A 26,665-nucleotide genomic window follows, 5' to 3' on the forward strand; every position below is an offset into this window, starting at 1 on the left:
ACTTCGTTTGTAGGGTTCCTACAAATGTGACTCGTAGATGAACGTCGATCGACGTCGCGTGTTGTGGGACGCCGCCCATACCGCCTCAAAAGGTGTGTGCGGTCTTGATCACACTCCGGCGGGTGTCACCAGAGTCCGCGAGCGCGGGCGAGCCGCCCTACCGAGAGTGCCACCCTGAGCACGAGGGCGTCCCGCGGATCGGCCGGGTTCCGCCCCGTCAGCTCGGTGGCCCGCTTCAACCGGTAGCGCACCGTGTTCGGGTGCACGAACAGCTTCCGCGCGCACGCCTCCAGCACACCGCCCACCTCGAGGAACACGTCCACGGTCTCCATCAGCGCGCCGCCGGAGTCCTCCAGCGGCCGGGCGACCCGGTCGACCAGCTGCCACTCGGCCTCGGGATCACCCGCCAGCGCCCGTTCCGGCAGCAGGTCGAGCGAGCGCACCGGGCGGGGCGCGCCCGGCCACCCGACCACCGCGCGCAGCCCGGAGAGCGCGTCGCCCGCGCTGCGGTGGGCGTCGGCCAGGCTGCCGACGGTCGGACCGGCCACCACCGGCCCGTCGCCGAACGCGTCCGCGATCCGGGTCAGCACAGACTCGTCGTCGGTTTCACCGCCCAGCACCACGACCAGTCGCGAACCCTGCACGCTCAGCAGCACCGGGCGGCCGAGCCGGGCGGCCCGGCTGCGCACCTCGAACACCACGGCGGGCGGGTCGTCCGAGGACGGGTTGCCGACCAGCACGGTCGCCTCGGCGGCCGGGTCCCAGCCGAGCGCGGTGGCCCGGGACAGCAGCGACTCCTCGGCGTCACCGCGCACGATGCCGTCCACCACCAGCGCCTCCAACCGCGCGTCCCACGCGCCGCGCGCCTCGGCGGCGGCCGCGTAGGAGGTGGCGGCGGAGAAGGCGATCTCCCGGCCGTACCGCAGCACGCCCTCGGTCAGCACGGCCCGCTCGGCGTCGTCCGCGGCGAGCCCGGGCAGCTGCTGCTCGAACAGCTCCAGCGCGATCCGCACCAGTTCCACGGTCTGCCGCAGGCTGACCCAGCGCGCGATGTCCTTGGGCGCGGACCGGAACGCCTCGGCGGTGAGCCGGATCGCCTGCTGCGGGTCGCTCAACCAGGACACGAACCCGGCGACACCGCTCTGGATCAGCAGCAGCACACTCGCCCGCTGGTCGGCGGGCATCCGCCGGAACCACGGCAGCCGCGCCTCCATCTCGGCCACGCTGGCCGCCGCGAGGTCGCCGGAGGCGCGCTGGAGGTCGCGCAATGTGGCGCGGGACAGGGGAGCCAAACCCTCGTCGGCACGGGTGGAACCGGTCACCGCACCACCATCGCACGCCGATGGGACCCGCGACGCACCCGAGGGAGCAGGCCCACGTCGCGCGGTGGGCGGGCGTGGGAAGCCGCACGTCGCGCGAGCCCGGCGCGAGTCGGGACTTCGGGCGAGCGCGCCCGCCGGACCGCGCCACCGCCGTGGAGAAGCCGAACGTGGGTCGGCGCGCCCGGCCGGTTTCCCGCCGTTCGCGGCGGGCTGTCGCGGGAAGCCGGACGCGGTGTGGGGGGAGTACGGCGTCCGGACGCCGTCGTCGGGCGCGGGTGACGCGCCACGACGCACTGCCGTCGGGGTTCCGGGGCCGGGCGGCGCGAAACGCCTCGGAAAGCCGGAAACGCCCGACGCGAGTGCGCGTCGGGCGTTTCCCTCTCCCCGGTCCCCACCGGTGCCTCCACTCTGGACTGTCCTCGGGTGAAGTGCCACGTCAGTCACCCTTTCGTGCCACGACTTCAGGTTGCCGGGTGATGCGGGCCGACTGAAGATCACGGTGCACACATCACGTGACTGCGAGGAGGGGCGTCGTGGGCTCCCAGATCACCGATGGACTCGGCCAGGCGTGGGCGATGATCGCCACGTTCGTGCCCAAGCTCCTCGGCTTCCTGCTGGTGCTGCTGGTCGGGTGGCTGGTCGCCAAGGCGCTCGCGAAGGCGGTCGGGTTCCTGTTGGGCCGCCTCGGTTTCGAGCGGTTGGTGGAGCGCTCGGGCCTGCGCGGCGCGCTGGCGCAGTCACCGGTCACCGCGTCCGGGTTGATCGTCAAGCTCGTCTACTACTTCGTGCTGCTGATCGCGCTCCAGTTGGCGTTCGGCGTGTTCGGCGCCGGCAACGCGGTCAGCGCGCTGCTCAACGACGTCATCGCCTACCTGCCCCGGATCGTGGTGGCGCTGGTGCTGGTGCTCGTCGCGGCGGCCATCGGGCGCGCGGTGCGCGGACTCGTCGCGGGCGCCCTGGGCAACCGCTCGTACACCCGGCTGCTCGGCGGCCTCGCGCAGGGCTTCATCCTCGCGCTCGGCGTGATCGCGGCGCTGAACCAGCTCGGCATCGCGGTGTCGGTGACGACGCCGCTGCTCATCACCGTCCTCGCCACGATCGCCGGCGTGGTGGTCATCGGCGTCGGCGGCGGGCTGGTGCGGCCCATGCAGCAGCGCTGGGAGGGCTGGCTCGACCGGTTCCAGGAGGAGGCGCGCAGCGCGCCCGAGCCGCGGCGGTCGCAGGAGCCGGTGAGCGCGGGCCACCGCCGGCCGCCGGCCCAGAACCAGGCCCAGAACCAGGCGCAGAACCAGGCCCAGAACCAGGCGCAGAACCAGGCCCGGAACCAGAACCCGGCCGCGGACCAGGTCCAGGCCGACGCGCCGACGCCGCCCAGCGGTCTGCCGAGGCCGACCGCGCAGTGAACCCGGGACGACCGCGGGTGGAGGACCCGCGGTGACACTTCCGGCCGGGAGGACCGCGAGCCCCCCGGCCGGAAGGCTGTCCGGACCTACCGCCGCAGCACGCGCGGGTCGGCGCCGAGGCCGTCCGACAGCCGCAGGGTGATGAACTCGTTGTCGTCCGGCTTGCCGGGCGTGCGACCCGAGGACGACGGGAAGTTGTTGTCGTTCAACACCCCGATGGTCCGGTCGTCCAGCAGCACGAGGTCCTCGATCGTGGTGAACGGGAACGTGAACGGGTCCGCGAAGCCGCCCACCCGGCGCGGGTTCGCGATGTCCAGCAGGTCCGCCACGAGCGTCTTGTCCAGCACGCCGTCGCGATCCCGATCGCGCTTGTCCACCAGGTAGACCTTCTTCACCCGCGCGTCCACGCCCTGCGCGCCGTCCCGCTCCACGACCAGCAACCGGTTGCGGTCCACGGTGATCGCGTCGCCGATCGCGTGCTCCGGCTTGTCCAGCCGGTACCGCCACGTCACGCCGGTGAACGCGGTGCGCGCGACGTCGAACTCGTTGAGCCGCAACGTGCCCGCCTCGTCGCCCGCGACGGTGCCCTCCAACAGCGCGTCCAGGGTCTTGCCGTCGGCGGACAGCGCCAACCCCTCGAAACCCTTGCTGCTCGGCAGGTTCGGCGTGCCGCCGGGGTGCTCGGGCGCGAACACGCCGGGCAGCGCGACGGGAGCGGCGAGCAGTCGGCCCGCGCGGTCGAAGTGCAGCAGGTACGGACCGAACTCGTCGCCGATCCAGTACGTGCCGTCGTTGCCGCGCTGGATCGACTCGACGTCGAAGTCCGCGCCGGTGAGCACCCGGTCCGGCCGGGTCAGCGCGAACGGCACCTTGCCGAACGGGTCGGTGAGGTTGATCCCGCCCACCACGTCGACCTGGCCGCGGCCGAAGTCCGGGCCGAGCCGGTGCACCCGCAGCACGAAGTCCGCCGAGTTGGCCTTGGTGCCGTAACCGTTGTCCGACAACACGTCGAACGTGCCGTCGGAGTTGCGCACCACGCCGGAGAAGCCCTGCACGGGCTGGTCGGCGAACGGCGGCGTGATCCCGTTGACCGGCGTCGTGCCCAGCGCCGCGCCGGACGGTTCGCTCGCCGGCACGAAGGTCGCCGCGGGCAACGAGGCGAACTGGGTCAACGTCGCCCGGCCGAACCCGCGCCGGTCGGCGGGGTCGGCCGAGCCGGGCACCGCGAGCGCGGCGACCGCGAGTGCCGCCAGTGGGAGGGCCAACGCTCTCATCGCTTGATCTCCTTCAGCACGTCCGCCCAGCTCACGTAGGCGAATCCGGTGGTGGGAAGGTCGCCCGCCGCGGGCCTGCGCTCGCCGTCGTGCAGCACCAGCAGGCCCTTGGGGTAGCGCGGGCCGAGGTTGGCGGTGATCAGCTGACCGCCGTCCGAGTGCTCGACCGAGTCGTTGCCGCGGCCCGCGCGGACGGTGAACTCGGCGGCGTAGCGGTCGTCGCGGTAGACCACGAACCGCGAGTCGCCCTGGCTGGAGGCGACCAGGTAGCCGTCGCCGACGGTCAGCCCCTCGGCGTCCGCCTCCAGGTGCTTCCCGCCGAAGCCGGGGTCGGCGCCGGACACCGCGCACTCCTCGGTGGCCGGGTCGTAGGTCGCCGGCACGCCGAACGAGCGCACCTTGTCGATCAGCTTCGGCCGACCGAAGCCTGTGCCGCGCAACGGGATCCGCCAGATTCCGACGTCCTCCTGGGCGGCGTAGAGCACATCGCCCGCGAGCACCATGCCCTCCAGCTGCGGACCGTCGCCGGGGTCTTCGCACGGCGTCCACGTGGTGCCGTCCGGCAGCGGGAACGACGACGGGAGGTCCACTGTGGACACCACGCGGGTGCCGACCGAGCCCGCCGGACCCGGCACGACCCGCAGCAGCGCCACCCGGGTTTCGCTCCGCCGGTTCACCACGACGACCGGCGCGCCGTCGACGGTGCCCGCGGCCAACCCGTACGCGGTGTGCTGCCCGTCGACCTCGGCCTCCGAGGCGGAGAACACCGGCCGCGCGGCGGGATCGGTGACGTCGCGCAGCACCGCCGCGCCCGCCGCCGAACCCCGGCCGTCCAGCTCGTAGACGCGGACCCGGTCCCGGCCGCGGTCGCTGACGAACGCCAGGTTCCGCCGCCGGTCGCCGACCCGCGCGCCGCCCAGCACGTCCACGTTGTTGAACCGGCCCGGCTTCGCGCCCGGTGCCGGGGCGGCGGGCGCCGGGTAGGTGCCCAGCGCGCGGCCGTCCAGGTCGAACGCGGCCAGCCCGCCCTCCTTCAGGGTGCCCAGCACGACGCTGCGCCGCCGGTCGGGGTGCACCCACACGGCCGGGTCGTCCGCGTCGGCGTTCGCGGGGGTGGCCGAGCCGTCGTCGACGAAGGCGCGGGTTTGGGTCACCGGGGTCACACCGGCGGTGGACGCGGCGGCGGGGGTGGCCGCGACCAGGGCGACCAGCAGGGCGGCCGACAGGGTTCTTCGCATCCGCCGCAACCTAGGGGCCGCGGGTGTACGGCGGCCCAACTCGAGATGACACCGGTCACACCCCGGCCGGGAACACCCCGAACGGCCGCCGTGTTCGTGCGCTGTAGACACACGCGTTCCGGGGCTCGGTGCGATTCCGAACCGGCGGTACAGCCCGCGAACCGCCACCAGGCGGCCGATCCGGTGGAACTCCGGAGCCGACGGTGACAGTCCGGATGGGAGGCACGCGTGCCGCACCCGACCGCGCGTCGGGCACGGCGTCGCGCCCCGGCAGCGCACCGGATGGAGGACGCGGTGCACGTCTTGATGGAGCAGGGCTTCACGGTCTTCGGCCAGAAGGTGTCCTGGGCCGAGTTCTCCGGCCAGGTGTTCGCCCTGGTCGTGGTCTTCCTCGCGCAGCGCCGGTCGCTGTGGACGTGGCCGGTGCAGCTGGTGTCGGTGACGCTGCTGTTCGTCGTGTACACCTCCGCGCACCTGGGCGGCACGGCCGCGCGCCAGGTCGTCATCGCGCTGATCACGCTCTACGGCTGGTGGGCCTGGACCCGCCGCCGCGACCCCGTGTTCGGCGTCGTGGTGCGCACCGCGTCGTGGCGCGAACGGCTCGCCGTGGTGGCCGCGTTCGTGGTCGGCACTGTGGTGTTCGCGCTGGTCCTGGACGCGCTACAGGCCTCGTGGGCGCCGTGGCCGGACGCCGCGATCTTCGTCGGCACGGTCCTCGCGTTCAGCCTCCAGGGCCTCGGCCTGGTCGAGTTCTGGGTGGTCTGGCTGGTGGTCGACGCGATCGGCGTCCCCCTCCAGATCGGCTCGGGCCTGTACTTCAGCGCGGCCGTCTACCTGGTCTTCGCGGCCCTGGTGATCACCGGCTTCCTGGACTGGAACCGGGAGGCCAGGCGCACCGCGTCGACCGCCCGGGTGCCCGCCTAGCGACCCTCCCGCGCCGCGCTGATCTCGCCCGCCAGCACGTCCATCGACGCGTCCGCGGTGGCCGGCGACTTCAACGCGCCGTGCAGCCGCACCTGCATCACGCCGCTCACCTCGTCGTAGTGGCCGCCGACCGGCCGGGCCCGGGCGCCGGCCATGATCCCGCGCAGCAGGGCGAGCGACTCCGTCCGGTACAGCTCGGTCACCGTCGGGCCGTACCCGGCGTTCACCAGCAGCTTGCTCTGGGTGCTCGCGTTGGTGAGGAAGGCGATGAACGCCCGCGCGGTCTTCTGGTGCGTCGAGCACCGCGACACCGCGAGGTTCCAGCCGCCCAGCGCGGCCGGTCCGGGCAGGGCGGCCCGCCCGAACCGGTCGCGCAGGTCCGTGGTCCGCAGCCGGGACACCGCGTACGGCCAGCTGCGCAGGAACAGCGCCTTGCCCTCGGCGAACCGGACCAGGCTCGCCTCCTCGTCGTACTCCAGCGCCGCCTGCGGGATCCAGCCGTCGGCGAACCCGCCGGCCAGCATCCGCACGCCCGCCTTCGAACCGGGGTCGGCGGGTCGGTCCGGGCTGCCGCCGTGCGCCCACATCGCCTCGCTCGCGTTGACCGTCAGGCCCTCGTAGCGGCGGAACTGGCCGAGGTAGCCGTCCAGGCCGTACTTCGGCGCGACCGTGCGGGCCTGGTGCTCGAGCTCCCCCCAGGTGGTCGGCGGCTCGAGGCCCTCCCGGTCGAGCACGTCCTTGCGGTAGTAGAGCAACCCGGCGTCCGCGCGCCACGGCACCGCCCACAGCGTCCCGTCCACGGTCGCCGCCCGCACCGCCTCCGGCAGCATCCGGTCGACGCCGAACCGCGCCGGCGCCAACGGCTCCAGGTAGCCGGCCCGGGCGAAGTCCGCCGTCCACACCATGTCCACCGACATCACGTCGTAGCACTCGGACCGGTAGGCCGACCGGTCCGGCACGCCCGCCAGGTCCTGCGCCCGCGCGGTCAGCTGCGCCCGGTAGGCGTCGGTCGACCGCGGCATCTGCTCGAACTCGACCTGCTCGGCGTCGCTGTGCTCGGTGTTCCACTGGTCGACGGCGGCCTTGATCTGCCCGCCCGACGAGGTGTCCTCGCCGTCGACGAACGTGATCGTGCCGACGCCCTCGGCGTCCTCGTCCACCACGGGACCCGTGCAGCCCGCCACCAGCACCACCACCAGCGCCGCGATCACCCCACGCACCGTCACCCCTCCCCGTCGGCGTCGCCGGCCGGGCGCCGTCGGGCCCGCCCCCGCGGGTGACGCTGCTCCTGGCCGGCGTCCGTTCGCACCCCGCGCACCGTCACTCCTCCCCGTCGGCGTCGCCGGCCGCGAGCACCCCGTGCGTCGTCACGCGCCCCACACCCTCGCGGCGACGCCGAGGAACACGCGTTCCTCCGCGCCGGCCACCACCTCGTAGCAGGCCCCGTAACGGCCCCCAGAAGCCTCGTAGAGCGCCGTGGAGGGCGCGCACGTCCCTCCGCCGAACCCGACGCCCACGACCGGCACAGGGCCGCCTCCGGGGCGGGCCAGTCGGGGCGCGTCCGGCACGCCCAGCAGCACCACCGCCGTCACACCTGTCGTGTCCGCGCCCGGACCCAGCCGGACCAGCGAGTCGCGCGGGCCGAACTCGGCGGTCAGCCTGCCCAGCAACCGCGCCGCCTCGGGCGAGCCGTCGTCGGCCACCGCGATCCGGGCCGGCGCCGCCGCCGCGTCCCACGCCGCCCGCGCCCGGCCCGCGTCCACCGGCACGGCGGGCGGGTCCACCCGGCCGGCGCGCAGACCGGGCCCGGGCGCGACCCAGTCCAGACCGCGCAGCCGGGCGCCGCGCAGCGCGTGCTGCGCCGTCGGTGCCCGCATCCACTCCAGGAACCGGTCGACCACCCGCCGCCGTCGCTCGTTCGGGGGCCGTTTCACCCACCTGACCTCGACGAACGGGTGATCCAGCACCATCGTGTCCACCGGGTAGAGCACCTGGCAGTGCCGGTCCCCGGTCACCTCGGCCTCCGAGCCGACCACCGCGACCTCGCCCGCGCACCCCGGCGCGTCGACAACGCGCCGCGCCAACCCGTGCAGCCGCAACGCCGCGTCGGGCACGGCCAGGTTCACCCCGCCCAGCGCCTCGCGCGCGGCCGCGACGGCCGCCACCATCCCGACACCCGAGTCCGGGTCCGGGAACCGCAGCGCGCCCAGGTCGTGCCAGCGCACCGCCTGGTCCGGCCGACCCACCCGCCCCGCCTGCTCCCGCGACACCCCGACCACCAGCGGCGAGTGCGCGACCGGGCCGCGGTCCTCCAGCGCGACGGCGTTCGTGCTCGACTCCAGCAGCGCCCGCGCCCGGGCCACCTCGAACCCGCTGTCCGGCAGCCACACGTGCGGCTCGGCGCCGTGCGCGGCGATCCCGGTCCCCGGCCAGCCCCGGCCGAGCACCTCCGCCGCGTCCCGGTCCCGGTCGGCGGACACCAGCACGTCGACTTCCTTGCACCCCAACCGGTTGGCCTTGCGCGAGGCGCGCTCGAAGGCCACCGCGAGCCGGCTCACCACGTCGACCTTGTCCGTCGAGCTGAGCACCACGAGCTGCACCGGGTCCGAGCACGTCGGCGCGACCGGCAGCGCCGCGACCGCGTCCGTCGCGAGCAGCAGCACGAGCACCAGGGCCACCGCCACCGCCGACCGGCGCGGCCTCGGCAGCGGCCGGCGGAACCCGGTGCGCGGCCGGCGGTGCCGCTTCGGCGGCAGCGCGCGCCCGTCCGGCACGTGCAGCCACGCCTCGGTCCGCGCCTCCTTGACCGCGACGTCGACCCGCCGGAACGCCGCCCGGTCCACCACGGCCGGGTCGTTGTGCACCACGTCGGCGAAGAACTCCCGCGACACCAGCAGCACCAGCACGCCGGTCGAGTCCCGCGACGCCTCGCGCAGCGGTGCCGCGTCCAGCAACCGGAACGCCAGCACCAGGTCGTCGCCGACCCAGCCGTTGCCGTCGTGCTGCACCGAGCCCGCGGTGAGCGCGGCGCGCAGGCGGATCGCGGCGGCCGGCGCGCACGTCGCGTTGTGCCGGCGCAGGTGTTCGGCCAGCACGTGCGGCAGCCGCCCGAGCACGCGGCTCTTGGGCGCGTCCAGCAGCGCGAACAACCCGTCGCCCCGGTCCTCCACGTGCTCGGCCGCCAGGTCGCACTCGGCCAGCGCGCCGTGCACCGACGCGTACAGCCCGTCGCGCACCGCGCGCTGGACGACCGGCCTCCGCCCGCCGAACGCGGACACGTCGACAGCGAGCACCGTGCGGTGGACCGCGGGTTTCGGCGTCCCCATCCGTCCCCTCGTTGGACCTGTGGGCCGGCCCGGAGTCTATGGGGTGGGTCACATCCGGCGCGACCGAACGAACGAAGGGCGGGCCGCCACGTGGCAGCCCGCCCCTCGATCGGATGACGCCTACGCCACGCCGGGGTCCGACGTCGACGGACCCGCGGCCGTCACGTCGTCGATGCGGTACTTCTGCGCCGCCTCGACCACCAGCTTCTGCTCGACCTCGCCGCGCTTGGCCAGCGCCGCCAGCGTCGCCACGACGACCGACTCGGCGTCGACCAGGAAGTGCCTGCGCGCCGCCGGGCGGGTGTCGGAGAAGCCGAACCCGTCGGTGCCCAGCGTGGTCATGTCCGTCGGCACGTACGGGCGGATCAGGTCCGGCACCGCGGAGGTCCAGTCGGACACCGCGACCACCGGACCGGCCGCCTCGGCCAGCACCCGCGTCACGTACGGCACGCGCGGCTCCTGGTCGGGGTGCAGCAGGTTGTGCCGGTCGACCTCGACGGCCTCGCGGCGCAGCTCGGAGTACGACGTCGCGGACCACACGTCGGCCTGCACGCCCCACTCGTCGGCGAGCAGCTGCTGGGCCTTGATCGCCCACGGCAGCGCGACGCCCGACCCGAGCAGCTGGACCCGCGGCCCGGTCTGGCCCGGCGCGACCTGGTACCGGTACAGGCCCTTGAGCAGGCCGTCCACGTCGAGGTCGGCGGGCTCGGCCGGCTGCTGGTAGGGCTCGTTGTAGACGGTGATGTAGTAGAAGACGTTCTCCGGCGCCTCGCCGTACATCCGGCGCAGGCCGTCCCGCACCACGTGCGCGACCTCGAAGCCCCAGCCCGGGTCGTAGGACACGACGGCCGGGTTGGTGTGCGCGAGCAGCAGCGAGTGCCCGTCCGCGTGCTGGAGGCCCTCGCCGGTCAGCGTGGTGCGACCCGCCGTGGCGCCCAGCACGAAGCCGCGCGCCATCTGGTCCGCCGCCGCCCACAGGCCGTCGCCGGTCCGCTGGAACCCGAACATCGAGTAGAAGATGTAGATCGGGATCATCGGCTCGCCGTGCGTGGCGTACGACGTGCCGGCGGCGGTGAACGACGAGGTGGAGCCGGCTTCGTTGATGCCCTCGTGCAGGATCTGGCCCTGCTCGGACTCTTTGTAGGCCAGCATCAACTGGGCGTCGACCGACGTGTACAGCTGGCCGTTCGGGTTGTAGATCTTCTGCGCCGGGAACATCGAGTCCATGCCGAACGTGCGCGCCTCGTCCGGGATGATCGGCACGATGCGGCCGCCGATCTCCGGGTCCTTGGCCAGGTCGCGGACCAGCCGGACGAACGCCATCGTGGTGGCGACCTCCTGCTTGCCCGAGCCCTTGCGCACGACCTCGTAGACCTTGTCGCCGGGCAGCGTCAGCGCCTTGCCCCTGGTCCGCCGCTCCGGTACGTAACCGCCGAGCTGGCGACGGCGCTCCTGGAGGTAGCGGATCTCCGGGGAGTCCTCGCCGGGGTGGTAGTACGGCGGCAGGTACGGGTCGAGGTCCTTGTCCTCGATCGGGATCCGCAGGCTGTCCCGGAAGAGCTTCAGGTCCTCCAGGGTCATCTTCTTCATCTGGTGCGTGGCGTTGCGGGCCGCGAAGTGCGGGCCGAGGCCGTAGCCCTTGATGGTCTTGGCGAGGATCACCGTCGGCTGGCCGACGTGCTCGACCGCCGCCTTGTACGCCGCGTAGACCTTGCGGTAGTCGTGGCCGCCGCGCTTGAGGTTCCACACCTCGTCGTCGGTCAGCGGCGCCACGAGCTCCTTGGTCCGCGGGTCGCGGCCGAAGAAGTGCTCCTTGACGTAGGCGCCGTCGTTGGCCTTGTAGGTCTGGTAGTCGCCGTCGGGCGTGGTGTTCATCAGGTTCACCAGCGCGCCGTCGCGGTCGGCGTGCAGCAGCGAGTCCCACTCGCGGCCCCAGATGACCTTGATGACGTTCCAGCCGGCGCCGCGGAAGAACGACTCCAGCTCCTGGATGATCTTGCCGTTGCCGCGGACCGGGCCGTCGAGGCGCTGGAGGTTGCAGTTCACCACGAAGGTGAGGTTGTCCAGCTGCTCGTTGGCCGCGATCTGGAGCAGACCGCGCGACTCGGGCTCGTCCATCTCGCCGTCGCCGAGGAAGGCCCACACGTGCTGGTCGGAGGTGTCCTTGATGCCGCGGTCGCGCAGGTACCGGTTGAACCGGGCCTGGTAGATCGCGTTCATCGGGCCGAGGCCCATGGACACGGTGGGGAACTCCCAGAAGTCCGGCATCAGCCGCGGGTGCGGGTACGACGGCAGGCCGCCGCCCGGACCGGCGTGCGAGTACTCCTGGCGGAAGCCGTCGAGCTGCTCGGCCGAGAGCCGGCCCTCCAGGAACGCCCGGGCGTAGACGCCCGGCGAGGCGTGACCCTGGATGAACACGTGGTCACCGCCGCCGGGGTGGTCCTTGCCGCGGAAGAAGTGGTTGAAACCCACCTCGTAGAGGCTCGCGGAGGACGCGTAGGTCGAGATGTGACCACCGACACCCACACCGGGGCGCTGCGCCCGGTGCACCGTGATCGCCGCGTTCCACCGGATCCAGGCCCGGTAGCGGCGCTCCACCTCCTCGTCGCCGGGGAACCACGGCTCGCGCTCGGTGGGGATGGTGTTGACGTAGTCCGTGCTGGTCAGGGCAGGAACCCCGACGTGGCTCTCCCGCGCGCGCTCGAGCAGCCGCAGCATCAGGTAGCGGGCGCGCTGCTGCCCGCCGCCCTTGAGCGCGGCGTCGAACGACTCCAGCCACTCCGCGGTCTCCTCCGGGTCGATGTCCGGGAGGTGGGCGGCCAGTCCGTCGCGGATGACGCGCACCCGCTCGGGCGTGGCGCCGGGGTTCTGCGGGGCCAAGGGATCTCCTCGTTCCGGGGTTCTCTGATCCCATCGTTGCCCGAGCGACCCGATCCCGTCACCGCTACCGGTGAGTAGTTCCAGACCGTCTTTCTCGCGCGCGCGAATAGGAGGTGTGTCCAGCCTGCCTCATGCCCTCGGCTTCGCGCATCCGGGGGTACCCGATGCGGCGTGTCTTGGCCCTTACGGTTGCGCGTGGGACGTGTGACAGTGTTCGCTAGCCGCGACTGGTAGTGACATCCGCGCGGCAGTCGTACCCGGCTGCCGCTCTCGTGTACTTGGAGGAGTGGAAGCCGTGGTCGCCGCGGAAGACGCCGGCAAGGTCGGTGTCGCCGACAGGCTCGGGATCGAACCGGGCAACGTTGTCCAAGAGATCGGCTGGGACGAGGACGTCGACGACGACCTGCGTGCGGCGGTCGAGGAGCGGATCGGCACCGATCTCCTCGACGAAGACGCCGACGACGTCGTGGAAGTGGTCCTGCTCTGGTGGCGCGAGGACGACGGCGACCTGGTCGACGCCCTGATCAACGCCACGACCCCGCTGGCCGAGGACGGCGTGATCTGGATCCTGACGCCGAAGACCGGACGTGAGGGGTACGTCGAGCCGTCCGAGACCGCGGAGGCCGCGTCGACGGCCGGCCTGGCCCAGACCTCCTCGATCAACATCAGCGCGGACTGGTCGGCCACCCGGCTGGTCTCGCCGAAGTCGGCCCGGAGCAAGCAGCGCTGATCTTCGATGCCCTAGGCTCGATGGCGGGCTCCTCACCGGAGCCCGTCTTCCATCGTGCGCCGAAGGGCTGAGGTAATGGCTGTCGAGGTCGGTTCGCAGGCTCCGGACTTCACGCTGAACGACTACAACAAGCAGCCGGTGGCGTTGTCGTCGTTCCGCGGCGAGCGCCACGTGCTGCTGGTGTTCTACCCGTTCGCGTTCAGCGGCATCTGCACCGGCGAGCTGTGCCAGGTGCGGGACGAGCTGGCCACGTACGAGGCCGACGGCGTGCAGGTGCTCGGGGTGTCGGTGGACACGCCGTTCAGCCTGAAGGCGTGGGCCGAGCAGCAGGGCTACCAGTTCCCGCTGCTGTCCGACTTCTGGCCGCACGGCGCGGTCGCGTCGGAGTACGGCGTGTTCAACGAGGCGGCGGGGCTCGCCAACCGCGGCACCTTCCTGATCGACAAGGAGGGCGTCGTGCGCTACGCCGAGGTGAACGCACCCGGCGAGGCGCGCGACCAGGAGGCCTGGAAGAAGGCCGTCGCCGCCCTGTCCTGATAGCTTCACCGGCACCGGTCTCCCGGTGCCGTCCGGGCGTGTAGCTCAGCGGAAGAGCACTCGGCTTACACCCGAGCGGTCGCAGGTTCGAACCCTGCCGCGCCCACCACTCCTCGTCCGTCCCGCCGTGTTGTCCGCCGTGCCCGGAAACGGTGCGCGGGCGCTCACACGGCCTGTGCGGTGAGCCGCTGTTTTCGCGGGGTGTCGTCCCACGCCCAGCAGAACCCCACGATGCTGCTGGAGGCGGCGAAGGACAACTTCTTGCTGACCCGGCCGCGGTCGACCTGGACCGGTTCCCTGGTCATCGGTTCGCTTTCCGGGAACGGGTCGCGCCAACTCGCCCACCACACCTCGGCCGGCAGGCATTCGCGGCTGAAGTGGATGGCGATCGACATGTTGCTCATCGGGCGGACCGCGATGCGCCGGAAATCCGACTGGGGCGCGGTGTAGTCGAGTTTCACCGAGTACCGGATGGTGATCTCGTCCAGTCGGCGCAGCGGCGAGTCGAAGATGAGGTCGAAGCCGTAGCTGCCGGTCGTGCTGTGGTACAGGTCGGAGGCGTCCGTGCTGGCGTCGAGCACCAGGATGTGCGGGGTGTCGAACTGGACCGGGAATCGGCCCAGGTCGTCCGCGAGCGCGCGCAGCCGCTGGACGGTCTCGTGCCGCTCGGGCTGCCCGTGCGGGTCGATGAAGTGCTCCTCGCGGGAGGACAGCACTTCGAACTGCGAGGCCCGGAGACCGACCGCCTCCGGTGGGGGAGGGGCGAGCGTGCGGAGCACCTCCACGTTGTCGACGGCGGCGCCCGCGAACTTCGCCCACAAATCCCGGGTGTCCCGTTCGGACATCGAGAAGGCGCCCACGAACAAACCGAGCGTCTCGGCGGTGAGACTGGTGCCGGAAAGGGCCCGGTGCACCCGGCTGCGCAGTTTGCGGTAATCGGCGATGGCATCACCGCGCAATCCCACGTAGTCGACGATCACGCGGGCCACCGCGGCCTGGCTGATCTCCCCGTCACGTGATTTCGTGACCTGGCGCACCCACCGTTCCCGGTAGCGTCCCCGCCGATCGAGCAGTTCGCGGAGAAATGCCGCCGCGACGTCTGCTCCGGCCGGGTCTGTACCAGGCATGGCAGTCCTCCAGCAGGCGTGGCACGGCGCCGGTAGTCTGCCACGCCCAGGCACACGAGGGAACCGCCACTAGGCCGGTTCCCGCATCGACTCCCTCTCTTGGCCCAGACCAATGTCGCGGAGCGTGGTTACCAATCCCAGACGAAACCCGCGACCGCGCGTTCGATCGACAGCAGCGAGCGGTGGGCGGCCAGTCCGTCATCCAGTTCGACGGGTTCCCGGTACTTGATCGGGCTGTCCGGGCGGTCGTTCTCCCACTCCGCCCACCACACCGTGCCGGGGAGCCGGTCGGGGTGGAAGTGCACCCGCACGTTCCAGCCGTTGTATCGATTGTAGATGCATCGGCGGTAGTCCGGGTCCGGCGGTTCGGTGTAATTGAAGTTCTGGGTGTAGTGGAAGAACTTCGTCGCGCCCAGCGCGACCGGCTTGCCGAAGGTGAACATGACCCGCCAGAGGTGTTCGCTGTGCCGGGTCATCTCGCCCTGGGTGCCGCCGCTGACGAGCCGCACGTCGACCGCGTTCGTGTCGAAGAAGTAGGGGAAGCCGGCCAGTTCGGCGCCCACCGCGCGAATCGTCTGGCGGACTTCGTGCCGGGCCGGGAAGCCGTTCGCGCCGATGTGGTGGTCCTCGTCGACGGACACCGTCTCGTGGCCGTGCGCGGGGAGGTCGGCGCGTCGTTCCAAGGTGCCGACGACGACCAGCGAGTGCTTTTCGCCGTGCCAGATCGACCACAGTTCGCGGGCGTCCGGTTCGGTGATCTCGAACGCTCTCACGAAGTTTTCCAGGACCTTTTCCGTGAGCTTTCCGGTGAGGGCCCGGTTCGTCTGCTTGACGTAGATCGGGCGGTCCTCGGGGCCGCGTTGTTCGTACTGGTCGGCCTGGTTGTCGTTGAACTGCCCGTTTTCGTACATGTAGGCGTCCAGAACCTCGGCCACGGCCTCCGTCCGGAGCACCGTCTCGTCGTACAGCGGTACCGTCTGACGGGTTCTCCGGATTTTCCGGAGCCACCGCTTCCGGTAGGGGCGGTCCGGCTGCCGGAGCAGCCACCTGAGGTAGCTGGACGCCGCTCGCTCGGCGGGCCTCTGCTGCTGGTGCTCTGAGCTGGGCACTTTCGCTCCACATCGGCGGATGTGACATGAGTGAGACAGATCTTTCGGCCACTGCGGGAGAGTGTCAATACCGTCTTCCGGCTGCTCTTCCGGGCCGCACCGGATGGAATACGGCCACGGTGTGATCAGGGGTTGACGGGCTGCCGGAAGGTACCTAGGGTGCGACGACCCGAAGATCCGCTACGGAATTCACCGGGAATTCCGCGGTCCGTCGGGGGACGATTCGAGGTCCGGTGGTGGCCGATGTGGCGGTGGGGAATCGAAACCTCTGGCGGGCGTCCATCACCGGGTCGGATCGGCCGCATAGGGTCCGGCTATCGCTCTCGTCCGGGTGCCTCTGGCGCGCGGTACGGCAGTCGCCGGGAGTCTGCCCCGCGATTCGGCGGGTATTCGATTCCCGATCCGGTGCGGATATCGGTCGTCGGAGGTTTCCCGAACCCGGGTGCGGGTGGGCCGGCGTGGTCGACGCGGGCGGCGGGTCCGGTCCGCAGGGGCGGCCCGTGAAGTTCGACAGCGGTAGACCAACGGCCGTACCTCACCCGGTCGCGGGAGTTCTCCCGGTGTGACAAGTCTGCGACAAGTCGACCGGATCATTCAACGGTGAACAGCCCGAACCCAGCGGCTGACCAGCAACGAGGAGCTATCCAGTGTCCGGGGAGCTTCAGCGCCTGTTGGCGCAGGCAGACACCTCTCAGCTCATGCGCACCCACGGCGGCCTCCTGCTGTCCGCCGAGGGGCGCCGCCTGCACGCGCTGCTGCGCGACCAGGCCTCGGGGGGTTTGGCCCAGCAGGTGTGCGTCGCGATCGCGACGGAGGTCGCGGTGTCCGCCATGGACGCCGTGGCGCGGGTCGCCGCCCACCGGCGTTCGCTCGAGGGCCGCGACCCCGTGCTCGACGCCGTCCTGGCCGAGGTCGAGTCGAACCACCTCCACCAGGTCGCGCGCATCCAGCGCGACGGCGCTCACTAGGAGGGCGGGCCATGCGCGGGATGTCGCCCAGGTCGTCCGTCCGCGGACGCGGGCTCGGGACCTACCACCTGCCGCCGACGCGCCGGAGCACGAGCGGCGCGGACGAGGACGCGGACTTCGTCATCGTGGAGTCGATGACCGGCGCCGAGGCGGGCGGTGCGCCCGACGGGGACGAGGAGTAGTGGCGCGGGGCTGAAACGCACCCCCTGGAACAGCAGAACGGGGGTGGGTGTCCGAAGACACCCACCCCCGTCGGTGACCGGCGGATCGTCGGTCAGGGAGTTGTCACGCCGTCGTCAGGGCCACGTCGTCGATGACGAAGCTCGTCTGAAGGCTCGCGTCCTCGACGCCGTTGAACTTCAGCGTCACGGTCTGGCCCGCGAACTGGCCGACGTTCACGGTCACCTGCGAGTAGCCGCTGTTGGCGTCCGTGTTCGAGTAGCTGCCCACGGTGCTGCTGCCGACCGTCACGGTCAGCGTGTCGTAGGCGACGCTCTCGGTCTCGTTCGTGTCGATGTGCAGCCAGTAGGTCAGCACCGAGTTGGTGCAGCCCGCCGGGATGGTGACCGACTGGGCGGCGCTGTCGGTGTGGGCCGAGCCCCAGCCGTTCAGCCACGCCTTGTACGAGCCGCTGTGCGCCGGCTCCGCGGCCTGGGCGTCGACGACGCCCGAGGTCGTGGTCCACGGGGTGGTGCCGCTCTCGAACCCGCCGTTGCGGATCAGGTCCGAGGAGGTGCAGTTGCCCGGGTTGCCGGTGCCGACGGTCAGGCGGTAGGTCGCCGAGCGGGTCGCCGTGCCGACACCCGAGAGGGTGATGGTGTAGGTGCCCTGCGCGGTGGAGGAGCTCGCCGTGATCGTCGCGGTGGAGGAGTTGCCGGTCTGCACCGACGACGGGTTGAAGCTCACCGTGACGCCCGAGGGCGCGCCGGTGGCCGACAGCGTCACGTTCTGCGCCGAGCCCGCGGTGGTCTGGGTGTTGACCGTGACCGTGGTCGAGGCGCCCGGCTGGACCGAACCCGAGGTCGGGTTGACCGTGACGGCGAAGTCGTTCGTCGGGGTGGACGTGCCGACGGCCTGCTTCCAGATCGTGTACGCGACACCGTCAGCGCTGCGGTCGAGAGCCGTGGCGTTGATGTTCGAGGTCGTGTCGCACGCGCTGTGGTAGCAGGAGTCGTACGCCGCGTTGGCCGTGCCGCCCCACTTCTGGGCCTCGGCGCTGGTCTTGCGCGCCGAGGCGCCGGTGGCGTAGCCCGAGGACGGGATGCCGGCGTTCTGGAAGGAGTAGTCGTCCGAGCGGCCCGCGCCCTCGACGTTCTCCTGGGGCGCCAGGTTCAGCGTGTCCCAGTAGGCCTTGAGCGGCGCCGCGGCGGCGGTGGTGATGTTGTTGATGAAGTAGCCGCCGTTCTTGGAGGCCACCATGTCGAAGTTGTAGTACGCCTTGATCTGCGACCGGGCGGTCGAGCTCAGCTGGCTGACGTAGTACTTCGACCCGTTGAGGCCCTGCTCCTCGTCGGTCCACCAGGCGAACCGGACGTGCTTGAGCATCGTCGGGTTCTTGGCGGCCAGCTGGAGGGCGTTCTCCAGCAGCGTGGCCGAGCCGGAGCCGTTGTCGTTGATGCCGGGGCCGGCCGCGACGCTGTCCAGGTGCGAGCCGAACATGATCGTCTGCGCGGTGTCGCCACCGGGCCAGTCGGCGATCAGGTTGTTCGACACGTAGGTGCAGCTCGAGCAGCTCTGCTCCGCGACGGTGAAGCCCGCGGCCTGGAGCTTGCCCTTGATGTAGGCCACCGAGTTGGTGTAGCCGGTGCTGCCCGCGCGACGGTTGCCGCCCGCGTTGGTGGCGATCGTGTTCAGCTGCGTGAGGTGCGCCTGCACGGCCGCCACGTCGATGTTCGGCGGGTCGACCGGGCCGGGGCCACCGCCGCCGACGGTCAGGGAGTACGTCGCCGTGTGGCTGACGGATCCCGCACCGGAGACGGTGATGGAGTAGGTGCCGTCGGCGACCGACGAGCCGACCGAGACGGTCGCGGTCGAGCTCGCGCCCGCCTGGACCGAGGACGGGTTGAAGCTCACGGTCACGCCCGAGGGCTGACCCGAGGCCGACAGCGCCACGGTCTGCGCGTTGCCGCTGGTGACCTGGGTGCCGACGGAGAAGGTGCCCGAGGCGCCCTTGGCGATGGAGCCCGAGGCCGGGTTCAGCGACAGCGAGAAGTCGTTGTTGCCGCTCGGGGTGCAGCTGGTGGGCTCACCGGACTGCGTGGGCAGCGAGACGGCGTCCCACGCGGCCTTCGTGCGGTTGTACAGGTTGCACGTGGCGTCCAGCGTCTTGGCCGCGGTCAGCGTCGCGACGCGGTACTTCTTGTAGGTCATGCCGCTGGTCTTGAGCAGCATGGCGCCGTAGAAGACCTTGCCCGCGTCCTTGATGCCGACGCCGGTGACGGTGCTGCTGTTGCAGGTCGAGCTGCTGGGCTTGCCGCCGCCGGGGTTCGAGCCCTCGGCCAGCAGGTAGAACCAGTGGTTCAACGGGCCGGCCGCCGCGTGCACCTCGGTGTTGGGGATCGAGGAGCTGTAGCAGTTCGGGTCGCCGTTGACCGCCGACGGGTTGTACATGTTGCGGATCGGGCCGCTGCCGACGAGGTTGATCGTCTCGCCGACGAGGTAGTCCGGGGTGTCCTTCGCGTTGTTCGCGTAGGCCTCGGTCAGGGCGCCGAAGATGTCACCGGTGCCCTCGCCCAGACCCGCCTCGCTGGACGTGCCGCCGGGGGTGTTCTGGTCGAGGCCGTGGCCGTACTCGTGGCCGACGACGTCCATCGACGCGATCCACTTACCGGCCGAGTTCTTGCCGATCGTGATCGTGGAGCCGTCCCAGTACGCGTTCTGCTCGTTCAGGCCGACCTTGGCGGGCCAGCTGCGACCGGAGCCGTTGTGGCCGGTGCGACCCATCCAGTCGCGGAGCATGTTCCACTCCTGCTGGGCGGCGTACATCACCTCGCCGCAGCCGGTCTCCTTGCTCGTCTCCGAGCCGTTGCCCCAGGTGTCCGTGGACTTCGAGAACACCGTGCCGGTGCTGTAGTCCGAACACTGGAGGCCGGGGCGGTTCGGGTCGACCAGCTTGTAGGTGCCGCCCGAGTTCGTGGTGTCGATGGAGACGTTGCCGTTCCACTCACCGTTGACGGTGCCGTGCGCGGCGTCCTCGACCTTGTCCAGGACGGCGCCGTTCTCGGCGTCCACCCAGACGTTGAGGTGGCTCGGGCCACCGTCCTTCTTGGTGCCGACGAGCAGGTGCTCCCACGCCAGCTTCGGCGCGTCGTTGACCACCTTGACGACCAGCCGGCTCGACTCGACCTTGTCGGTCTTGCCCTGGAGCGCGCGGGACGCCTTCTCCGCGTCGGCCTTCGCGACCTTGGGGCTGGTGGAGCCCAGCGACACCTTGGTCTTGGTCGCGGCCATCACGGCCTTGACCCGGCCCTGGCCGTCGGACATGACGGTCGCGTCGCCGCCCACGACCGGCAGGCCGCGGTAGGAGCGCTGGTAGCTGACCGAGTAGAGGTCGTTCACGAACGGGATGACCTGGTCGCGCGTGTAGGTCTCGCTCGGGCTCGCGGCGAGCGAGTCGAGACCGCTGCTCACGGCGCGGTCGGCGGCGGCGACGGCCGAGGCCTGCCGGTCCTGCGCCGACGGTTGGGGCTGTTCGACCGCTTGCGCCGGGGCGGTGGCCGAGGCCAGCGCCGTTGAGGCGAAGACGGCCAGGGCGAGCCCGGCCGTCAACGATCTGCGCTTCATCTACTACTCCTCGCAATGCAGGGATGGTGCGGCGCGCCGCGCGTCCCGGTTGACGCAGGGGGAACGCGGGTTGCCGTCGAACTCGTCGTCCGGTGGGCAGCCGTTGGCAGGGTCCGCCCGGTGGACGACGCACGCGGGGCGAGCCGCTCATCGCACGACGGATGCGCGGCTCACCTCGGGCGTTCAGGGGGTCACACGACGACGCGCCAGCGGTCGCCGGTGACGGGTGGCACGACTTGCGGTGACGGGCGCACGGGTCCGCCGCGGCGCAGGGCGCTCGTCGGCGGCACCGCGCCGGTGGCGCTGTCGGCCCGCCGCCGGGGGACGGCGGCGGGAACGCGGACGCACGCAGCGCGCAGCAGGAAGCGCTGGGTCATGGCGAGGTGTCCTTCAGCGGCAGGGGTCTCGTCCCGCGGGTCGGCCGACCAGCGTGGGAGTCACTATGGGCGGCTGCCGCGCATCTGGGGAATCCCAAACAGTCCATAATATCCGTGTATGGGGTGAGCCGTGGGTCAAGCCGCCCTGGTCGGAGGGCTCCCGCGCCCGCCCGCGCGTGCGCCCGAAGTGCGGAACCGCTTCGGGTGTGCCGCGCCAAGCGTCCGTTGAGTCTCGAATGTCCGGTTCGGACGGTCCACGTCGGACTGGTCGCCGGTGGTGCCCGGCGGCGGTTCGGGGACGGTCGGCACCGGCTCGCGCGGCGGTGTGGTCGGTGATCGGAGTCCGCACTGGTGCGGAAAGCGATCGGGTGATTCCCGCGATCTGCGGAATGGGTGGCCGACCGGTGGACGGCGACCGGGTATCGCGATTCCGAGTACCGACGGGCCGGGTCCGCGAAGTCCGATCATCGCCGGTGGGAGCCTGGTCCGGGCTGTGGGCGCGCTCTCGCGGTGATCGGGACGAGCTGCTTTTCAGGCTGTTATTCGACCGGTGACCAATGGAATTTTAGGGGCGGTCCGTGTTGTGTCCGCGGCCCGGCGGGGAGGGTCGATGAACGGGGGCGGACTTTATGCCGGTAAGTCGAACGATTTGCCTCCCGATCGTTGCGGCGGTATTCGGCAGGCGGTCGCCGGTCGGCCGGCGACCTGGGGGATTCGTGACGTCTGCCCACGTCTGGCCGGTGTGGGAGTTCCTCGGGGTGCGGTGCGCGGGGTGTTTGTCAAGCGGAGTTCGGGTGCTGTGACCAGGCTCCCACGGTCCTGCCCGGGTGAATTCGGTTGCTTGTTTCCGCGCTCGTGAAACTGCGTGCAAAAGTGCTCGATCGAGTGATTGTGCCGATGCCGCTAAGACGTGATGATGACACGCATGGGCCGTCCCGAGTTGCGGATCGAGCTTCCTCCCGATCTGCCGAACGACCGGTACGCGGGTATTGCGGACGCCGTCTCCAGCCTTCTGGAGCTGTGGGGTGTGGACGGCGCCGCCGAGGTGGTCGACGAGTCCAAGCGGGAGGAAGCGCGCCGGGCCGCGGGCCGGTCCTGACGGCGGGGAACCGCCGACTCCGGTGGCGGCGCGGGACTGTGCGGGAGCGGGCGCACGCCGTAGTTTGACGCCATGACGCCCAGGCTCGTGGCAGCGGTCGTCGGGGTGGCGTTCCTGGTGGCCGGGCTGCTGATCGTGCTGCTCCCGCTGCACACCGGCACGCCGCTCGGGTTCGACTTCTCCTGCGGCAACGGCCTGGGCCTCGGCTACGACCCGGTGGACGCGCAGGCGCAGGGCGCCGGGCTGCCCGCCATCTGCTCCCGGCTGCGCGCCGAACGCCTCACGTGGGCCGCGCCCGTCGCCGGGTTCGGCGCCCTGGTCGTGGTCGCCGGCGCCCTCCTGCGGCGCGAGGACGCCGACTAGCGCAAAACGCCGCTCCCGCGGGCGGCGGGAGCGGCGTCGCGGTGGAGCGGGTGGCTAGCGGGACAGCAGAGAGGTGATCTCCTGGGCCGCGCTGCCCGCCTGGAGCAGGTGGTGCAGGTTCTCCGGCAGCACGTCGCCGCGCTTCTGCACGGCCTGGGCGTACAGCCGGCCCGCGCGATAGGACGAGCGGACCAGCGGCCCGGCCATGACGCCGGAGAAGCCGATCTCCTCGGCGGTCTCCTTGTGCGTCACGAACTCCTCGGGCTTGACCCAGCGCTCGACCGGGTGGTGCCGGGGCGACGGGCGCAGGTACTGGGTGATCGTGATGATCTCGCAGCCCGCCTCGTGCAGGTCGCGCAGCGCCTCGGTGACCTCGTCCGGGGTTTCGCCCATGCCGAGTATCAGGTTCGACTTGGTCACCAGGCCCGCCTCGCGCGCCCTGGTGATCACCTCCAGCGACCGCTCGTAGCGGAACGCCGGCCGGATGCGCTTGAAGATCCGCGGCACGGTCTCCAGGTTGTGCGCGAGCACCTCGGGCCGGGAGGCGAACACCTCGGCCAGCTGCTCGGGCACCGCGTTGAAGTCGGGGATCAGCAGCTCGACGCCGGTGCCCGGGTTCAGCTCGTGGATCCGCAGGACGGTCTCGGCGTAGAGCCACGCGCCGCCGTCCTCCAGGTCGTCACGCGCCACGCCCGTCACGGTCGAGTAGCGCAGACCCATGGCCTGCACGGACTCGGCCACCCGGCGGGGTTCGTCGCGGTCCAGGTCGGCGGGCTTGCCCGTGTCGATCTGGCAGAAGTCGCAGCGCCTGGTGCACTGCTCGCCACCGATCAGGAAGGTGGCCTCGCGGTCCTCCCAACACTCGTAGATGTTGGGGCACCCGGCCTCTTCGCACACCGTGTGCAGACCCTCGCGCTTGACCAGGCCTTTGAGCTCCCGGTACTCGGGGCCCATCTTGGCCTTGGTCTTGATCCACGAGGGCTTCTTCTCGATGGGCGTTTGACTGTTGCGGACTTCGAGCCGCAGCAGCTTCCGACCCTCAGGTACGACGGTCACCGATTCACCCTACGTCACGCGGGGTCCGGTGTGATGCCCGTGAGCTCGGCGGTCAGGTCCCACAGCGCTCGCGCGGCCGACTCGTCGCGGGACGCCTTCGAGGAACTCGCGGGCGCCGGTCCGCCCCGCACCTCGCGGAAGCCGTCGGGGCCGTAGTAGGCGCCGGGACGGACCTCCGCCGCGGTCGCCGCGTAGAGCTGCGGCAACGTACCCCGTTCCACGGACTGGGAGATCAACCCGACGACCTTCGAGCCGACGTCGAGGAACCGGCTGCGGTGGGCGCGGGCCATGTTCGCGCTCAGCTCGGTGTTCGTCAGACCGGGGTGGGCGGCGACGGACGTCACGTCCGCGCCGGCCGCGCGCAGCCGCCGGTCGAGCTCGCGCGCGAACAGCAGGTTCGCCAGCTTGGATTGGCCGTACGCGCCCCAGGAGCTGTAGGGCCGCGTGGTGGAGTTCGGGTCGGCGAGGTCGAGCGCGCCGGACCGGTGGGCCAGGCTGGACACGGTGACGACCCGCGCGCCCGGACGCCCGCGCAGCGCGGGCATCAGCAGCCAGGTCAGGGCGGCGTGCCCGAGGTGGTTGGTGCCGAACTGCCGCTCGAAGCCGTCGGCGGTGAGGCCGGGCGGCACGGCCATCACGCCCGCGTTGTTGATCAACAGGTCCACGGCGTCGCCGGTGCGCTCGCGGACCGCCTCGGCCGCGGCGCGCACCGAGGACAGGTCGGCCAGGTCGAGTGCGACCAACTCCGCCCGGCCGCCGGACGCGAGCACGTCGCGCACCGCGTCCCGGCCGCGCTCGGGGGACCGGCAGCCCATCAGCACCAGCGCGCCGCGCCCGGCGAGCACCCGCGCCGTGCGCAGGCCCAACCCGGAGTTCGCGCCGGTGACCAGCGCGGTGCGCCCGCTCTGGTCGGGGATGTCGGCCTCGGTCCACTTCATGGGTCCAGCCAACCGCGCTCAGGCGCTCTTGGCGAGTCCGCGCGGCGCGGCGGCCCGGAGGTCGCCCCGGATCAGCGCGGTGAACGCGGCGCCGACGCGGGTGATCTCGGCGACCGGCTCGGACAGCTCGGCCAACCCGGCGGTCAGCGCCAGCATCCGCTGCTCGCCCGCGGCGCCGCCGGCCGGCAGGTGCGCGTCCAGCACGGCCCGCAGCACGGGCTGCTCGGCGGCGAGCGCGCGCCAGGTCCGGGTGACGGTGTCGACCCGGTCGACGTCCTCGTCCTCCAGCGCCACCCCGAGGCGGCCGGTGAGCTGCTGCGTCCACCGGTGGTGCAGGGCCTGCACGAGTTCGTCGCGGGACCCGAACACCTCCCGGTCCCACGCCAGGGGAGCGGCCGGGTCCCGCGCCGCGGCGCGCAACGCGGCGTCCAGGGCGTCACGCCGTCGGTAGAAGTCGGTCCAACTCATGATCACGCCTCCCAACGTCGGTGATCGGCGTCATACCCCAGGTCTTTCGCATACCGTCGGTATGGCCGATGGGGCGAACATACCACGGGTACGTACCGTCGGTATGTCGTACGGTTGTGAACGTGGTGACAGTGCGGTCGAGGCGCGTCGAGTACTCCGAGTCCACGAGGCAGGCCCTCGTGGACAGCGCGGTGGAGCTGTTCACCAAACGCGGGTACGCCGGCACGTCGCTCGACGAGGTCACCAAGCGCGCCCGGGTCACGAAAGGCGCGCTGTACCACCACTTCAGCGGCAAGCAGGCGCTGTTCGAGGCCGCGTTCGACTCGGTCGAGAACGGGTTCATGCGCAAGCTCGGCGAGATCGTCAGCGCGCCCGGCGACCCGTGGGACACCGCCATCGCGGGCCTGCGCGCCTACGTCCGGGTCTGCCTGGAGCCCTCCTACCAGCGCATCGTGATCCACGAGGCGCCGGTGGTGATGGGCTGGGAGCGCTGGCGCGAGGCCGAGGAGCACTTCAGCTACGGCCTGCTGCGCACCACGATCGGCGTGCTGGTCGAGTCCGGCGAGCTGGAGCAGCTGCCCGTGGAGACCATGACGCGGCTGCTGTTCGGCGCGCTGTCGGCGGGCGCGAGCACCATCGCCGCCTCCTCCGAGCCGCGCAAGGCCAGCGCCGAGGTGGAGCGCACGATCGTCCGGGTGGTGGAGGGGCTTCGGGTTCGCGAACCGGTTCCCGCCGTGCGGGACGAGCACCGGTCGCGGTCGCGCCGTCGCTAGTTTCGACGGGGTGGACTTCCGAGCCTTCGTCGCGCCGCAACTGGCGGACACCTACGACTCCCTCGCCGCGTTCGCCCTCACCGCCGAGGCCGCCGGCTACGGCGCGCTGTTCGTCTCCGACCACCTCGTCCGCATCGGACCGGGCGAGACCGCGCCGTCCGCGCCCGGCGACGCGTGGACCACGCTCGCCGGTCTCGCCAGGGACACCTCGACCATCCGGCTCGGCACCCTGGTCACCTCGGCGACGTTCCGGCACCCCGGTCCGCTCGCGATCAGCGTGGCGCAGGTCGACCGGATGTCCGGTGGACGCGTGGACTTCGGGTTCGGCGCCGGGTGGCACGAGGAGGAGCACACCGCGTTCGGCCTGCCGTTCCCGGACGTGCGGGAGCGGTTCGACCGGTTCGAGGAGCAGCTGGAGATCATCACCGGGCTGTGGGGCACGCCGGTGGGCGAGACGTTCTCCTTCGCCGGCAAGCACTACACGCTGACCGACTCGCCCGCGCTGCCCAAGCCCGCCCAGGCGTCGGTGCCCCTCGTGATCGGCGGTCGCGGCCGGACCAGGACGCCCGCGCTCGCGGCCCGGTTCGCCGACGAGTTCAACACCGCGTTCCAGGCGCCCGAGGCGGCCAAGGAGCTGTTCGACCGGTTCGACGCCGCGGCGCGCGCGATCGGCCGCGACCCCGGCACGGTGGTCCACTCGGTCGCGCTGCGGGTCGTGGTCGGCCGGGACGACGCCGAGGTCGCCCGCCGGGCCGGCGTGGAGGAGGAGATCGGGCGGCAGCTGAACGTGGAGCAGTTGCGCGGCACGCCCGGCCAGGTCGTGGACCGGCTCGGCGAGTGGGCCGAACTCGGCGTCGGCCGGGTGTACCTGAGCTTCAACGACCAGAACGACCTCGACCACGTCGAGCTGCTCGCCTCCGAGGTGTTCCCGCAGGTCGGATCGCGGACCGGGGCGACCGCCGATTAGCGT

The 26,665-nt window shown here is 71.7% G+C and carries 23 protein-coding genes, 1 tRNA gene and 1 riboswitch; of the genes, 11 read left to right on the forward strand and 13 right to left on the reverse strand.

What is annotated here, in order from left to right:
- Nucleotides 1-125 precede the first annotated feature (125 nt).
- Nucleotides 126-1,322 carry a helix-turn-helix domain-containing protein gene (locus tag AB0G50_RS28035; RefSeq protein WP_360114007.1) on the reverse strand — a complete coding sequence of 399 codons (1,197 nt, stop codon included), beginning with the start codon at nt 1,320-1,322 and terminating at the stop codon, nt 126-128.
- A gap of 533 nt (nt 1,323-1,855) precedes the next feature.
- Here AB0G50_RS28035 and AB0G50_RS28040 point away from each other — a divergent pair.
- Complete coding sequence (locus AB0G50_RS28040; RefSeq protein WP_360114010.1) at nt 1,856-2,725, forward strand: hypothetical protein; 870 nt, start codon at nt 1,856-1,858, stop codon at nt 2,723-2,725.
- 86 nt (nt 2,726-2,811) lie between these two features.
- On the opposite strand, the gene AB0G50_RS28045 is transcribed toward AB0G50_RS28040, so the two are convergent.
- A complete protein-coding gene (locus tag AB0G50_RS28045; protein ID WP_360114013.1) occupies nt 2,812-3,999 on the reverse strand; it encodes an esterase-like activity of phytase family protein in 1,188 nt (395 codons plus the stop codon).
- On the reverse strand, nt 3,996-5,237 hold the full coding sequence (locus AB0G50_RS28050) for a phytase (RefSeq protein ID WP_360114016.1): 1,242 nt from the start codon (nt 5,235-5,237) through the stop codon (nt 3,996-3,998). The genes AB0G50_RS28045 and AB0G50_RS28050 overlap by 4 nt, the downstream gene beginning before the upstream one ends.
- A gap of 110 nt (nt 5,238-5,347) precedes the next feature.
- A riboswitch (FMN riboswitch) is annotated at nt 5,348-5,468 on the forward strand.
- A gap of 63 nt (nt 5,469-5,531) precedes the next feature.
- Here AB0G50_RS28050 and pnuC point away from each other — a divergent pair.
- A complete protein-coding gene (pnuC, locus tag AB0G50_RS28055) occupies nt 5,532-6,161 on the forward strand; it encodes a nicotinamide riboside transporter PnuC (protein ID WP_360114019.1) in 630 nt (209 codons plus the stop codon).
- On the opposite strand, the gene AB0G50_RS28060 is transcribed toward pnuC, so the two are convergent.
- From AB0G50_RS28060 to aceE, 3 genes are all read right to left on the reverse strand, one after another.
- The gene (locus tag AB0G50_RS28060; protein WP_360114022.1) at nt 6,158-7,387 is read right to left on the reverse strand and encodes an extracellular solute-binding protein; all 1,230 of its coding nucleotides are present in this window, start codon (nt 7,385-7,387) and stop codon (nt 6,158-6,160) included. The genes pnuC and AB0G50_RS28060 overlap by 4 nt on opposite strands.
- A 141-nt stretch (nt 7,388-7,528) precedes the next feature.
- The gene (locus tag AB0G50_RS28065) at nt 7,529-9,487 is read right to left on the reverse strand and encodes a substrate-binding domain-containing protein (RefSeq protein ID WP_360114025.1); all 1,959 of its coding nucleotides are present in this window, start codon (nt 9,485-9,487) and stop codon (nt 7,529-7,531) included.
- 120 nt (nt 9,488-9,607) lie between these two features.
- Nucleotides 9,608-12,367, reverse strand: a complete 2,760-nt coding sequence (gene aceE / locus AB0G50_RS28070) for a pyruvate dehydrogenase (acetyl-transferring), homodimeric type (RefSeq protein ID WP_360114028.1) — start codon at nt 12,365-12,367, stop codon at nt 9,608-9,610.
- 295 nt (nt 12,368-12,662) lie between these two features.
- Between aceE and AB0G50_RS28075 the strand changes: the two genes are divergently transcribed.
- From AB0G50_RS28075 to AB0G50_RS28085, 3 genes are all read left to right on the forward strand, one after another.
- Nucleotides 12,663-13,097, forward strand: a complete 435-nt coding sequence (locus AB0G50_RS28075; RefSeq protein ID WP_360114031.1) for a DUF3052 domain-containing protein — start codon at nt 12,663-12,665, stop codon at nt 13,095-13,097.
- Nucleotides 13,098-13,172: 75 nt separating this feature from the next.
- The gene (locus tag AB0G50_RS28080; protein WP_360114034.1) at nt 13,173-13,634 is read left to right on the forward strand and encodes a peroxiredoxin; all 462 of its coding nucleotides are present in this window, start codon (nt 13,173-13,175) and stop codon (nt 13,632-13,634) included.
- 34 nt (nt 13,635-13,668) lie between these two features.
- Nucleotides 13,669-13,743, forward strand: a tRNA-Val gene (locus tag AB0G50_RS28085).
- 55 nt (nt 13,744-13,798) lie between these two features.
- Here AB0G50_RS28085 and AB0G50_RS28090 read toward each other — a convergent pair.
- Nucleotides 13,799-14,761, reverse strand: coding sequence for a hypothetical protein (locus tag AB0G50_RS28090; protein WP_360114037.1), 963 nt, complete (start codon nt 14,759-14,761; stop codon nt 13,799-13,801).
- Between the two features lie 128 nt (nt 14,762-14,889).
- A complete protein-coding gene (locus AB0G50_RS28095; RefSeq protein WP_360114040.1) occupies nt 14,890-15,696 on the reverse strand; it encodes a hypothetical protein in 807 nt (268 codons plus the stop codon).
- A gap of 821 nt (nt 15,697-16,517) precedes the next feature.
- Between AB0G50_RS28095 and AB0G50_RS28100 the strand changes: the two genes are divergently transcribed.
- Nucleotides 16,518-16,838 carry a hypothetical protein gene (locus tag AB0G50_RS28100; protein WP_360114043.1) on the forward strand — a complete coding sequence of 107 codons (321 nt, stop codon included), beginning with the start codon at nt 16,518-16,520 and terminating at the stop codon, nt 16,836-16,838.
- Nucleotides 16,839-16,849: 11 nt separating this feature from the next.
- A complete protein-coding gene (locus AB0G50_RS28105; protein WP_360114046.1) occupies nt 16,850-17,020 on the forward strand; it encodes a hypothetical protein in 171 nt (56 codons plus the stop codon).
- Nucleotides 17,021-17,123: 103 nt separating this feature from the next.
- Here the strand turns inward: AB0G50_RS28105 and AB0G50_RS28110 are convergent, their stop codons facing one another.
- Both AB0G50_RS28110 and AB0G50_RS28115 read right to left on the reverse strand, forming a co-directional pair.
- The gene (locus AB0G50_RS28110) at nt 17,124-20,621 is read right to left on the reverse strand and encodes a M28 family peptidase (protein WP_360114049.1); all 3,498 of its coding nucleotides are present in this window, start codon (nt 20,619-20,621) and stop codon (nt 17,124-17,126) included.
- A 191-nt stretch (nt 20,622-20,812) separates the two neighbouring features.
- The gene (locus AB0G50_RS28115) at nt 20,813-20,998 is read right to left on the reverse strand and encodes a hypothetical protein (protein WP_360114052.1); all 186 of its coding nucleotides are present in this window, start codon (nt 20,996-20,998) and stop codon (nt 20,813-20,815) included.
- Between the two features lie 925 nt (nt 20,999-21,923).
- Here AB0G50_RS28115 and AB0G50_RS28120 point away from each other — a divergent pair.
- On the forward strand, nt 21,924-22,097 hold the full coding sequence (locus AB0G50_RS28120) for a hypothetical protein (protein ID WP_360114055.1): 174 nt from the start codon (nt 21,924-21,926) through the stop codon (nt 22,095-22,097).
- Nucleotides 22,098-22,169: 72 nt separating this feature from the next.
- Entirely contained in the window at nt 22,170-22,460 is a 291-nt protein-coding gene (locus AB0G50_RS28125) for a hypothetical protein (protein WP_360114058.1), read from the forward strand.
- A 54-nt stretch (nt 22,461-22,514) separates the two neighbouring features.
- On the opposite strand, the gene lipA is transcribed toward AB0G50_RS28125, so the two are convergent.
- Genes lipA through AB0G50_RS28140 form a run of 3 tightly spaced genes read right to left on the reverse strand, consistent with a single transcriptional unit; the run spans nt 22,515 to nt 24,922 of the window.
- Nucleotides 22,515-23,516: a lipoyl synthase gene (gene lipA, locus AB0G50_RS28130; RefSeq protein ID WP_360114061.1), complete on the reverse strand. Its 1,002-nt coding sequence runs from the start codon at nt 23,514-23,516 to the stop codon at nt 22,515-22,517.
- Between the two features lie 14 nt (nt 23,517-23,530).
- Nucleotides 23,531-24,454, reverse strand: a complete 924-nt coding sequence (locus AB0G50_RS28135; RefSeq protein WP_360114064.1) for an oxidoreductase — start codon at nt 24,452-24,454, stop codon at nt 23,531-23,533.
- A gap of 18 nt (nt 24,455-24,472) precedes the next feature.
- Nucleotides 24,473-24,922, reverse strand: coding sequence for a hypothetical protein (locus AB0G50_RS28140; protein ID WP_360114067.1), 450 nt, complete (start codon nt 24,920-24,922; stop codon nt 24,473-24,475).
- 131 nt (nt 24,923-25,053) lie between these two features.
- On the opposite strand from AB0G50_RS28140, the gene AB0G50_RS28145 reads away from it, so the two are divergent.
- The gene (locus tag AB0G50_RS28145; protein ID WP_360114129.1) at nt 25,054-25,695 is read left to right on the forward strand and encodes a TetR/AcrR family transcriptional regulator; all 642 of its coding nucleotides are present in this window, start codon (nt 25,054-25,056) and stop codon (nt 25,693-25,695) included.
- A gap of 10 nt (nt 25,696-25,705) precedes the next feature.
- Complete coding sequence (locus AB0G50_RS28150; RefSeq protein WP_360114070.1) at nt 25,706-26,662, forward strand: LLM class F420-dependent oxidoreductase; 957 nt, start codon at nt 25,706-25,708, stop codon at nt 26,660-26,662.
- The last annotated feature ends 3 nt before the right edge of the window (nt 26,663-26,665 follow it).

It is taken from the genome of Actinosynnema sp. NPDC020468 (assembly GCF_040642015.1).
Lineage (GTDB): Bacteria > Actinomycetota > Actinomycetes > Mycobacteriales > Pseudonocardiaceae > Actinosynnema.